Genomic DNA, 12,944 nt, shown 5'->3' with positions numbered 1-12,944 from the left:
AAAAAAGCACTCTCCTATTTATAGGGGAGTGCTTTTTATTTTAAATATATCTTAAATATTTATATTTTATTGCTTTTTTATATAAATTTGATTTACTTATTATTTCTATTAGATTTCATCAAATCATTTAGTAATAAATCTAATTCTCTACTATAACAAATTACCTTTTCATGAGTGAATCCATACTGCTTAACAAGCGATATTAATTCTTCTTTTTTTTCAATTACTTGATTTAACTTCTTATAATTAGACATAGTTTTTGTACAATCCCGTCTTACCTACATACAGGTCATCTAGGCAGCATTTTTGTTAGATGCTCTATTTAGAACACAGCTCTTTATAATATTTATTTCCCCTTAACACCCATATACAATATATTTACAAATATCAAATACAAAATCTATGAACTAAAAAAGTTATACCTACTTAACTTATTACACACCTTTATATGCTTGTTTATATACTTCTTTTAATTCTGAAATCAATGGAAGTTTCGGATTTGCTGGTGTACATTGATCTTCAAATGCTCTTTCCGATAAAACATCCACAACATTTTCAAATGCTTCTTGTTTTACTCCTTGTCCTGCAATACTCATATTAATATTCAATTCTTTTCCAAGGCTGATAATTGCTTGTACCAGAGATTCTACCCCTTCTTCTACTGTACTTGCTGGCAGCCCCAATGTTCTTGCAATATATGCATAACGTTCATCTGCCACAAAATGCTCATATTTTGGGAACAATGCATGTTTTCTCGGCTTAATAGCATTATAGCGGATTACATGCGGCATTAAGATTGCGTTAGCGCGTCCATGTGGAATGTGAAATTCTGGTCCAAGCTTATGCGCCAAACTATGATTAATACCAAGAAATGCATTTGCAAAAGCCATACCTGCAATTGCAGAAGCATTATGCATTTTCTCACGTGCTTCTTCATCATTTCCATTTTTATATGCTCTCGGTAAATATTTAAATACTAGATCAATGGCTTTTAAGGCCAATCCATCTGTATAGTCATTTGCCATAATAGACACGTATGCTTCAATTGCATGTGTTAACACATCCATTCCAGTGTCTGCTGTTACATGAGGTGGCACTGTCATTACAAACTGTGGATCAATAATCGCTACATCTGGTGTTAATTCATAATCAGCAAGTGGATATTTTATATTATTTTTTTTATCTGTAATAACCGCGAATGGTGTCACTTCTGACCCTGTTCCTGATGTTGTTGGAATCGCAACAAATTGTGCTTTTTGCCCTAGTGTTGGAAATTTACATGTACGTTTTCTAATATCTAAAAACTTTTGTTTGATTCCAAAGAATTTTGTTTCTGGATATTCATAAAATAGCCACATTCCTTTTGCTGCATCCATTGCTGAACCTCCGCCCAATGCAATAATTACATCAGGTTTGAAGCTTCTCATCATCTCAGCACCCTTGAATACTGTTTCATCTGATGGATCTGGTTCTACCTCTGAGAAAACACCTACTTTTACATCATTTAAATGCTGTTGTAAGTAATGTGTAACTGTGTCCACATATCCCAGGTCTACCATTCCTGGATCCGTTACAATGAATGCTCGTGAAATGTTTGGCATCTTAGCTAAATATTGTGTCGCATGTTTTTCAAAAAAAACCTTAGGTGGTAATTTGAACCATTGCATATTATTTTTTCTATTCGCCAAACGCTTTACATTTATTAAATGTGTAGCTGTTACGTTTTGAGAAACAGAATTTTTACCGTATGAACCACAACCTAATGTTAAAGATGGAATAAATGCGTTATATATATCACCAATCCCACCTTGTGCTGATGGTGAATTTACAATAAGGCGACAAGCTTTCATTCTTAAACCAAATTGTTTTTGTACTTCTTTATTTGTAGAATGAATAACCGCTGAATGCCCTAAGCCACCTAAATTTAACATTTCTTCACAATATTTAAATCCTTCTTCTTGTGAATTTGCTTTGATACAAGCTAATACTGGGCTCAATTTTTCACGTGATAGTGGATATTCTGCACCCACTCCCTTAATTTCAGCTACAAGTATTTTTGTATCTTCTGGTACCTTAATGCCTACTAATGATGCAATATAATGTGCTGATTTCCCAACGATATCACTATTTACTGCACATGTATTTTCATTAATAACAAGCTTCTCTAGTTTTATTCTCTCTTCTTCGGTAACAAAATAACAATTGTTGTCTTGCATTTCTTTTTTTACACTATTATAGATTTCTTTATCTACAATGATTGCTTGTTCAGAAGCACAAATCATACCATTATCAAATGTTTTTGATAAAATTAAATCATTTACAGCTCGTTTTACATGTGCTGATTTCTCTAAATAACAAGGTACATTCCCAGGTCCTACCCCTAAGGCCGGTTTCCCTGTAGAATATGCTGATTTCACCATTCCAGCACCCCCGGTTGCAAGAACAAGTGCAACCCCCTCATGGTTCATTAATCTTTTTGTTGCCTCAACAGAAGGTTTTTCGATCCATTGAATGCAATTCTCCGGTGCCCCTGCCTTAATTGCAGCATCTCTTAAAATTTTAGCCGCTGCAACAGAGCATTGCTGAGCAGATGGATGAAAAGCGAAAATAATTGGATTTCGTGTTTTCATTGCAATAATTGCTTTAAACATAGTTGTTGAAGTAGGATTCGTTACTGGTGTCACACCAGCAACTACACCTACTGGTTCGGCAATTTCGATGACTTCTTCATGTGGATCTTCATGAATAATTCCTACAGTCTTATCTTTTTTTATGCTATGCCAAATATATTCAGTCGCAAATATGTTCTTTGTACATTTATCCTCATACACACCTCGACCAGTTTCCTCAACCGCCATTTTTGCTAATGGCATATGTTGATCTAATCCAGATAGTGCCATTTCATGAACAATATGATCTACTTGCTCTTGCGTATAAGATTCCATTGCTTTTAGTGCTTCTTTTCCATTTTCAACTAAAGTATTAACAACTTCTTGTACATCATTTTCATCTTTAATTACTACGTTGACCATTGCTTGTACTTCTTTTTCATCTGTCTTGTTTGTCATATTAAAGCCTCCAGATCACTATAAAAATAGATTTAAAATGTTGGAACTTATTGTTTTCATCTTGCCTATTAAGTAAAGTCTTAAAACATGTGAAGTATTTCACAAATAATAATATGAAATTTTCAACTACTCCCACTATACATGAAATGACTATTTTTTATTGTGTATTTTTTGTGAAGTATTTCACAAACATTTATAATAATTCTAATCAATAATTACTTATTTACACCATCAATATATACAATTACATTCTCAGTTGTATTATTTCTCAATTCAATGTACACCTCAGCATTAAAATACAATATTTGTTGATGCCTTAATATCTCAATTTCATTATCAATTATAACCATTGTTTCACCGAAAACTGCATACATACAAATATCCTTGTTCAAATATTTTGGTATGACAACATTACCTGACGGATTAATGAAAAAAAATGATGGAAATGTATTTTCAGTTTTATTAATAATTGTTTTGAATACCTCATCATTTAATCCCATAGGTGTTACATTTTTTAGTTGCATAAATATCACTCCTATTCATGTATAAAAAATTTAATAAAGTATAATAAATTTATACTCTATTTTTACAAACTTATAGCGAGGATCTCGACTTTGCCTATAAGTTTATAACTATTAATTTCCTAAAGCAACAGTAATTCATCTTCTTGTAAAGGACTATTAATTTGTTATAGTATGTAAATTTCTTTGTTGTGATAACTCTACTAAAGAAGACACTTAACACTTATATGTAATTTATCTAGTAGTATTTTATGTGTATAGTAGTTAGAACTTTTTATTAATAAATTTTGAAAACATTAGTATATATAATATAAATTATTTTTTTATTTAAAAATATTTTGTTTGTCCCCATCCTCTCTAAAATATTCCCCCTTTTCTTAAAATCTTATATAAATATATATCTTATATATATTAAAAATATAAAGATAAAACTTTTATAGGTTCATAAAATATAGAATAAAGCCTGCTATGACAATGTTTTTAACATGCCCTACTGTAAAAAATCATAAATGGTATGTAATGGGAGTGTGAAAATAGACTTTGTTGTATCATCCTTTCTACATAAAATCATAAAATAATACCACTATACCTACATAAAAAATGAAGAAAAATAATTCAGTAATGAGTATATTTATTCATTCGTAAATAAGAAGACATTCTCGATATTTGTCCCCAATTTGTAGTCATTTGTACACAATCTATACACAATGATCATTATTTAATCCACTTAATTCAGTTATTCATATTTAATCACATAAAACTTGATGAATTTTAGTAGATTTACTTATAGAACCCTTATATAGCAACAATAGTATGATATTTTTATTCACAAATGATACTTTTTATAAACATATCCACTAAAAATTTAATTTTTCTTATGATTTTATGTAGAGTAAAATCTCTATTCATATAGGTATTGGATGCCTTTTCAAGTTACTATTGTGGAAATTAACAATGATGAATAACTTTTATTGTATAGAAGTGCATAAAAAAAGATTCTATTTTCAATAGAATCTTTTAGAAAAGTATATAAATGGATCTAATAGAAAGACTTTGAATGATAGAGCCAACACGAATAGCCCTCTACTTTGATTTTTTTCAAATATAGAGAGCTGAAAATGATTACATTTCTTCCATTACTTTTAATACCTGTTCAGTTGATGTTACTTGAATTCCAGCACGTATCAGCTGTTCCAAGGCACGTATAAAGGTAATTAAATTTATGCTACCAGGTACTTCAATTACCCTTAGCTTTTCTTTTGGTAATTTATCTATCTTTTCAATGAACAATTCACGTACATCACTAGGAATAAAGCGTTCTTTATGTCCTTTTATTTTTAGAAGTTCACGCATTTCTATTTCTAAAGCCATATAAGCATTTAGATTTGCACCTTGTTCATAAGCGTATTTTCTAAATAATGTTTCTTCTTGATATCTTAGATAATTACGATGGTAAGATTCCTCTGTAACAGGTACGGCAAATTTGTTCTTTAATAACTCAAATGTTTTACGGAACAGCTTCTTGATGCTTCGGCGAGAGTACATAGAGAAATGCAATCCGAAATCAAATATAGCTTGTTCTTTTTGTTTTGCTGGTACGTGCTGTGTAATAAGAGGATAAACCCCTTCTTTAGCTGCGGTATCAAGAATATGATACTGTGATGTTTGATTCAATAATTTTTTCAGTGTATATACTAACTTACTTGGATATTTTTCAGTGCGATCAATCATGTCACGCAAACTATGTATTACACTACGGATTTGTCGATGACAGGTATTTTTAAGTACATGAATAAATTTATTCATGTCTCGTGTAAATTCCCCAATATGCATTTCTTGTAGTGTAGATTCAATAAATCGGGCTTTACGGGCATACGTAACCTTTGGAGTAAAAGGATCACGATACTGTAGTTCGCCTGATTCTTTTCCACATAAGAAGTCTGAATGAATAGATAAAAATAAAGTCGTGTATTTTTTCTTGTTTTGAACCCCTTTTTGTAGTTTACAGATTTTGAATAGTGGAGTTCCTGTACAAGGCAATACAGTCGTTAGTTCTTTCATAACTGCACGAATTTGATGTGGATACTTCTTATGTAGAAAGCGGTACATCCCACCAAAGTGAGTCTTATTACCTCTTTCATCCTGTTTGTCTAAAGAACGTTTTAATGTAGTCTCTCTATGCTGTTGCATAGCAATATCTAAGAATAGCTTCTTAGATGCTACTGAAAGTTCAAAGAAAGCTTTTGTAAAGACTACAGGACTAATGTAAACATAAGGATTTGCTTTTTCTGTTTCTTCATTCATAAAATGAGTTATTTTAATTGTGTATCGACTATCTAATTCATTTTCAATCGTAATAATGTTATGTAGGCTTAATTTTTTTAATGCAATATAGAATTGAGAATGCTGTATACATGCCAATTCTTCTTTGTATTGCTTATAGTCTTCCCAAAGCATATGTACTGTTACGTTTGGAATAATACCATTCGTATAGCATTTTTTATGTAGGTAAAGAAATACTTCAAGATCTGCATTTGTAATACCGTACAATTTATGTTTTCTTCCCATTGTCTTTGAAATAGTATGACGTGAAAAAGATGGCTTTGCTTGTGCAACAAATCCATCGATATCCGCAATACGTTCTTCATACGACATTTGATTAATAATATCTTCAAGGTATGTATCTTTATAGCTATAGTATTTTCCTTCCAATGCATCAACAAGTGCTTGCCAAGATTTTAATGTAACTATAACCGCATTAGTAGATTGTCCATCTAGACTACGTTGATTACGAATAACAAATGATTTGCTCATCTTTTTCACCTCCTATACAAATTAAAATATACATATCCGTACAATATAAAATATACCGATTTTAATTATAGCAAATCAAAAGTTGATGAAATGGGCCCCTTTAAGAGCCAACATGAAAAAATGAAATGTACGTTAATCCCTTTCATACCAAGGGGTTTCGGGTTTTGTTCTATTTTTTTTATGGACATGATATCACTATGGATTTTCATGTTCCGAATAAATAAGAAAATGAGTTGTAAAATGCTAATAAACGTTGTTCTAATGGGGATGGAAGCTTATTTTCACAAAAATATAAGGGACATGATAGAGCTGTAGATTTTCATATTTCTATTTATTATAATTTACATGAAAACCGTCAATAAACATTGATGTTAAAGGGATTTATATGAAATTTGGTATTTATAAAAGGAACATGATACCGCTAGGGGTGATTCATCTTTTCAGATAGAAAGGGACATGATACCGCTATGAATTTTCATGTTTTATAATTCCCTGAAATTTGTGGAGATGTTGTATAAATGTATGGTATATAAGGGGTTTAGGAGGATTTATGAAACAAGAAAGGGACATGATACCGCTATAAATTTTCTTGTTTCATACCTTGAATATAGAAGAAACCCTTTTGTATCAAGGGTAAAAAAGATTATGAAAAAAATATATAGTTTAATTTCATGAAACATTTAAGACTGGATTTTTTCATGTTTTAGTCAAAAGGGACATGATACCGCTATGAATTTTCACTTTGTATGCAAACTTTAATGAGTATTACCATATATACAAGGGAAATTTTAAAACATGAATAACCTAGCTTTTTCATGTTTAATCAAAAGGGACATGATATCGCAAAAGAATTTCATGTTTCAGCTAATTCCTTGAAAAATATTAGGTTTCTTATAACGTCTTACCTTTTCCAAATGGATACAGTCTTGTATAATCAGTAAAAGAAGTGGTTAGAAGCATACGTGCTAGATTATCACTAAAGGATGGTTGGATAGAACTTACTGTATTCTTTTTTATTTTCATGAATAGGAACATCATAAGGCTATATAGATTTAAGTTTAAATCATTCTCAATTGTAAATTAAATAAGGAGAAGGATGTATATGGATAATGTTCTACAATTGTTTAAAGATGCATTAGTAATATCAGCACCTATCTATAAACATAATGAACAATTGTGGTATAAATGGAATGCTTATTACTTAGAAGTTAAAGAAGATACTAGTAGGATCGTAACTTCGGACTATTTTTCCCCATCATTTTCAATGCTTGTACAGTGGCTTGAACAGCAACAAAAAAAGGGAATCTCCTCTTTGGAAATATTCACCAACATAGAAGCTTACCAAATTGAAATTGATGTGGCGATAGGATTATTTGTGGAGCAAGAGTTTTCAAGAGCTAACAATGAAACCGTGCAGGAACCAAAGGAATCTAATACAAGTTTAGAGCACGAGAATTACTATGAAGTGAATAATTCTGCGGTTTATTATAAATTAAGAGATGGCATAGCAAAGAATCAATTTGAAGAAGATGAAAATACAAAGTTGAAATCTTATCCAATTGAAACGAAAGATAGTAGTGGAGTTGCACAACTTTCTTCACATAAAGATGAAGATTTAAGATTAATAAATATTGAAGAAGCTGCTCGTTGGAATACATTGGTTGATGGTGTAATGAGTAATATGGATGATTTAACTGCTGACTGTTTAGATGCAATTACTATCCAATGGTTAAATGAGGCAAAGTCCCCTGATGAATTCATAGACTTTTCATATAATCAGGTATTAGAAATGTGTAGCATACCTAAAGCAAAGGCTAATAACACAGAATATTATCGAGCAGAAGATAAAATAAAGGTTGCCAAACGAATTGCTGCCTTAGCAAGTATTTTTATCTATTTAAATGATGATAATGAGGTAGTTGTATTAAATGATCGAGCTGAAGCAGGTAAACATTATGAAGTAAAGCGAGAAGTTATTAAGAGGCTTTTTGTATTAGATTCTGTGGTACTCTGGAGAGATACTAACACTAACGAATATATGGGGATAGAATCTTGCAGGATTAAGCCAGGGAGCTTCTTATCAAGTTATTTATATGGTTCTAGTAGTACAACGGCACTATTATCAAAAAAAGCGTTAGAATATAATAGTTATAGACATAAATATCATAAGAGATTGATTCGTTATTTAACTTGGCAATGGAGAATTCGTCAAATGTTCTCTAGTTTAAAAAGGCCTTACTCTATAGGAGGAGATAAGGGATTACTGGCTGTCATGGGTATAAATCAAAATCAAAAGCCAAATCGTATTCGTGAACAGTTAGAAAATGTTCTTATTGATTTAGAGAAGGAAAAGGTAATATCACATTGGGAGTACAGTGAAGATTTAAAAGAGGAAATGTTAACAAAGAAGAATTGGTTTAAGAACTATTATGCTCAGTTAGGTATAATAATTTTACCGCCGAAAGAATTAATGAATTCAATAGAAAAAATAGTGAAGAAAAAAACAGTAGAGATCATACAAGAAGAGTCTCCTGTGAAAATAGAAAATAACACTTTAGATGTTGATGAGTATGAAAATTCAATTAGAGAAAAAATATCATACTTCCATATGAATAAAAATATTACAATGCGAGAACTTTCAAAAGAAATAGGTATATCACAACCTACCCTTTCTAGGTTTTATAATAAGAAAACAAAACGCCTTTCAGGCACGGCTAAAGATAAATTAAATCAGTGGTATAAAAGACAAATTATTATCGATAAGATGTAGAAAAAGTTTAACTCCATGATAAAAAAGAGTCCCTATTTTGAAGTGACCCCTGTCAAGTAGACAGTCTTTAAAAAGCACAATTAAGCAACCTGAGTTCTATATTTATATGGACTCAGGTTATTTAATTTCTTTTGAAATCTTTGATAATTATAAAAGTACATATATTTGCGCACGGCAACTTTCACCTCATCAGCCTTACGGAAAGAGTATAAATGGAAACACTCTGACTTGAAATGACTAAAGAAGTTTTCTATACAAGCATTGTCCCAACAATTTCCCTTTCGTGACATGCTTGCCTTCATTTGATATTTTTTTAGTAATTGGTTATATTGTCGAGATGTATATTGAAACCCTTGATCACTGTGTAAAAGAATTCCTTTTACATTTCGTTTTTTTCTTGCCTTTTTCAGGGTATCTAACACAAGCTTCAAGTCGTTTCTACGGCTGATTTCATAGGCGACAATTTCATGATTGTATAGATCTTTAATCGCGGATAAATATAGTCTCTGTCCATTGAAAATTAAGTAAGTAATGTCTGTTACCCATTTCTCATTCGGTTTGGAAGCTTGAAAATCTCTGTTTAGATGGTTATCTGAAATCACATAGGCTTCTTTCTTTCCGTAATAAGGACGTTTTCTCCTAATAACGGATCTGATACCTAATTCCTTCATAAGTCTCTGTACTCGTTTATGATTAATATGAAGATTATAGGTGATTTTCAACCAAACTTGTATTCTTCTGTAGCCATAAATTCCTTTCAGTTTTTTATAGCACGTTACAATCTTTTTCTTGATTTCAGCATCCTCCAATTGTTTTTCAGAAGGTGCTGAATACCGCTTTACCCATTTGTAATATCCACCTCTGGTTACACCAGCAATCTCGCATAACATGGTAACCGTGTGCCCTGTGTTTATCATCTCATGGATAACTTCAAATTTTTTCGTTTTGGATACAGCTTCCATTCCTCCTTTTACATCTTTAAGAGCTTTTTTAGCATTTCATTTTCCGCTTCTAATCGTTTTATCTTTGCTTCTGGATCTTCTGGCTTCGTTCTTGGTCTGCCTAAACCGGATCCTTTCGCTTTACCACGTTTTTCTTCTAGCCCTTTGATTCCTTCGGCTTCAAAGTGTTTCACCCAACGCCTTACGACCGAGTGATCAATTCCTAATTCCTTGGCAACAGTTTTATAGCCCATTCCTTCTTTTATATATAAATCTACTGCTTTCTTCTTGAATTCCATATCATAAGTTACTCGAATTTTACCCATAGAAAAATCCCCTCCATAGTAAACAGATTAATGTGCTTTCTTTTTTCTGTCTACTATAAGGGGATCATATCATTTTAGGGACTCTTTTTTATCATGGAGTTATAACGCTAGTTACCAAATAAATTGGCCGTATCCAGATCTTCATATTCATCTTTTAGTACTGCTTTTTCAGTTGTTGATTCATTTTCTATATGTGTATCTTTAGAAGTAGAATTCTTTTCATTAGATGAGATTATTCTATTTGAATCGGCTACCTCTTCTTCATTTGCTTGGCTTTCTTTTTGAATAGTAAGGTTTGAATTATTTAAAAGTATACGCTTAACATCATTTAAAAAGTCTTTATCTTGAAGTAAAATTTCTTTTTGCATTTGTTGCTGTATCTTATAATCAGCCACGTCTTGTAATCCGTGTTTATCAATAAAATAGCAAACAAGTTTATACAAAGAATCGGCTATATTGCTTTGTGACTCGAACCATTTAAAGAATTCTTCATTCTCAATCTTCTTGAGGTTCCAGAAGAAGGATTCTCTTTTTTTGTCGGACATACTATTTCACCTTTTTTCGAGAAAGAATTTTCTTGATAATTTGCATCCCCTTAGCATTCATATCTACAGCGTATTTCTCTGGAATCCACAATAAGTACATTCCAACTCGCTCACAATACTCTAATAATTGATTATATAATTCATCTTTAAAAGTAATACTTCCCCCACCATACACACATAAAACTTCAGCTTCACTGGCTGTATTGTTTACATATTTTTCATCTGTATCTTCTAGGATTAGTTCAGCTTGTTCCACTTTTGTAATATTAAAGTGGGTTGTTGCCTCTTCATGGTATTTATGATCTATATCTTGAAGAATCTGAGAGAATTGTTGGCGTTTAATGTTTGTGCCACGTTCTTGATTTAATAATTTTACAGCTTCTTCTGTAGCATGACCGACACCACGTCTTTCACCGCTACAAGCATCAATTACAGGGTTCACGCCAACTGTATAGATATACTCAGTTGTTCCATCCCCAATATCAGAATGTAAAATCTTTTTGTTTTTAAAGAAGGAGCCGTCAATTTTTTTGATTTCAAGTTTTTTTGCATATAGTTTAGTGAAATCAGTAAACATCTCCTCTTCCCCTTCAAGAATTGCAAATAACGGAGGAACACCCTCTTGTGTAATGTTTGCACTATTAAATGTTAAGCTAACCGTTACCTGCTCTTCTCCTACATAAACCACTACAACATGATTTGAATTAGTAAAACGTTGTTCTAAATGTTTAGCGTTTACGGGTGTCCATTGGCTTGCTGGGATAGCTGAAATAAGGTCAACAGTCACATTAATTGATTGTGGCAGTTGTTCTGTTCGTTCCCATTCAAGTTGAACTGATTTGTTTGCGATTAATCCTAGCATATTAATTAGTGGTAAATCATCATTGTATTTTTGACCGACTTTAATGTTCATGTTTTTAGGATTTTTACCTGTTAACATAGCACGATTTCCAATGAAATACATCCCGGATCTTCGAATTGATTTACTAGCAATATTCACGAACATATTATCTACTAAATTAACTACGTTTTTTTGGATGTTTGTCTCTGTAACATTAGGCATTGAGTAAACACTTTGATATACATTTTTCATTTTTATGTATTCACCATTGATGTAACCTTTAAATGAATCGTTCCCAATATCACCTTCTATGTCTATATGAAGAGTTTTGCCTTTTAAACTTGCCATTATACATCACCTCTATGAAATTTATTTCTAATTTATATCTAATAAATATATTATAACCTATAAAACCTTTAACAACAAGGGTTTTATAAGGTTTATGAATAAAAAAATATAATTAAAATATAAAACAGATATAAAATAAATATAAATTAGATAATAAATCGAGATGGGTTGGGTTATTTCGGGATATTTCTGATCCTTTGTATTTTTAGATATATATATTAGATATCTTTTAAATATTTATAAAATATAAAAGGCGTTATTGGTGGGAGGAATACGTTTGTCGAAGATGCCTTTTAAAATATCATGTTGTTTCTATGGTTTACGGATAGACTATTGATGATATATTTTGGGAATCAAAGGGATATCTAGTGGAATGAGGTATACATTTTAATCAGGAGGAAGAAAATTAGAAAGCAAATAAGATTAATTACGAATATGACTTATACATACTTGAATAGTTAAAATGGTTAGCCGAATAAACGTTATAAAGGTGTTATTTCGGTGTTTGATATTATGTGAACGCTAGGCGTTATTAATGCGTTAAACCCTTTCATATCAACGATTTCAATGTTTTTTATAAACAAATAGCTGATAAAAGAAATGAGATTGGAAGATTAGATGTTTTTTGGTGTAGTAACGCATTGAAAGACGGTTTTAAACTGAGATCTTTATTATATAAGTTTGTTTTTGGCTATTTTGATGATAACTATAACTAAAAGACTAAAAAAGTAGTATGCAAATTAACCCTCTACATATCAAGTTACAATATG

At 31.3% G+C, this 12,944-nt stretch carries 10 protein-coding genes; 1 reads left to right on the top strand and 9 read right to left on the bottom strand.

The genetic code is table 11. The features are described 5' to 3' along the window. Nucleotides 1-92 precede the first annotated feature (92 nt). The 5 genes from MHB52_RS34770 to MHB52_RS34750 form a co-directional block, all read right to left on the bottom strand. A complete protein-coding gene (locus tag MHB52_RS34770; protein ID WP_080451699.1) occupies nucleotides 93-254 on the bottom strand; it encodes an aspartyl-phosphate phosphatase Spo0E family protein in 162 nt (53 codons plus the stop codon). Nucleotides 255-434: 180 nt separating this feature from the next. Further along, on the bottom strand, nucleotides 435-3,032 hold the full coding sequence (adhE, locus tag MHB52_RS34765; RefSeq protein ID WP_080451701.1) for a bifunctional acetaldehyde-CoA/alcohol dehydrogenase: 2,598 nt from the start codon (nucleotides 3,030-3,032) through the stop codon (nucleotides 435-437). 251 nt (nucleotides 3,033-3,283) lie between these two features. Beyond that, on the bottom strand, nucleotides 3,284-3,592 hold the full coding sequence (locus MHB52_RS34760; RefSeq protein ID WP_001176240.1) for a hypothetical protein: 309 nt from the start codon (nucleotides 3,590-3,592) through the stop codon (nucleotides 3,284-3,286). Between the two features lie 1,119 nt (nucleotides 3,593-4,711). Beyond that, nucleotides 4,712-6,403: a hypothetical protein gene (locus tag MHB52_RS34755; protein ID WP_061664424.1), complete on the bottom strand. Its 1,692-nt coding sequence runs from the start codon at nucleotides 6,401-6,403 to the stop codon at nucleotides 4,712-4,714. Between the two features lie 891 nt (nucleotides 6,404-7,294). Continuing rightward, a complete protein-coding gene (locus MHB52_RS34750; protein WP_254914694.1) occupies nucleotides 7,295-7,426 on the bottom strand; it encodes a hypothetical protein in 132 nt (43 codons plus the stop codon). Nucleotides 7,427-7,505: 79 nt separating this feature from the next. Between MHB52_RS34750 and MHB52_RS34745 the strand changes: the two genes are divergently transcribed. Then, complete coding sequence (locus MHB52_RS34745; RefSeq protein WP_000370965.1) at nucleotides 7,506-9,173, top strand: helix-turn-helix domain-containing protein; 1,668 nt, start codon at nucleotides 7,506-7,508, stop codon at nucleotides 9,171-9,173. An 80-nt stretch (nucleotides 9,174-9,253) separates the two neighbouring features. Here MHB52_RS34745 and MHB52_RS34740 read toward each other — a convergent pair whose 3' ends face one another. The 4 genes from MHB52_RS34740 to MHB52_RS34725 all read right to left on the bottom strand — a co-directional run bounded on the left by MHB52_RS34740 (nucleotide 9,254) and on the right by MHB52_RS34725 (nucleotide 12,174). Then, a complete protein-coding gene (locus MHB52_RS34740; protein ID WP_061663695.1) occupies nucleotides 9,254-10,135 on the bottom strand; it encodes an IS3 family transposase in 882 nt (293 codons plus the stop codon). An 8-nt stretch (nucleotides 10,136-10,143) separates the two neighbouring features. Then, nucleotides 10,144-10,440 carry a transposase gene (locus MHB52_RS34735; protein ID WP_046955285.1) on the bottom strand — a complete coding sequence of 99 codons (297 nt, stop codon included), beginning with the start codon at nucleotides 10,438-10,440 and terminating at the stop codon, nucleotides 10,144-10,146. A 107-nt stretch (nucleotides 10,441-10,547) separates the two neighbouring features. After that, entirely contained in the window at nucleotides 10,548-10,985 is a 438-nt protein-coding gene (locus MHB52_RS34730) for a hypothetical protein (protein WP_001280894.1), read from the bottom strand. A 1-nt stretch (nucleotide 10,986) separates the two neighbouring features. Beyond that, nucleotides 10,987-12,174 carry a ParM/StbA family protein gene (locus MHB52_RS34725; RefSeq protein ID WP_000157618.1) on the bottom strand — a complete coding sequence of 396 codons (1,188 nt, stop codon included), beginning with the start codon at nucleotides 12,172-12,174 and terminating at the stop codon, nucleotides 10,987-10,989. Nucleotides 12,175-12,944 lie beyond the last annotated feature (770 nt).

Origin of the sequence: Bacillus sp. FSL K6-0073, from assembly GCF_038006085.1 — a bacterium.
GTDB classification, from domain to species: Bacteria; Bacillota; Bacilli; order Bacillales; family Bacillaceae_G; genus Bacillus_A; species Bacillus_A cereus.
The sequence above is the reverse complement of the archived record's forward strand: the minus strand, read 5'-3'. Positions and strand labels throughout refer to the sequence as shown.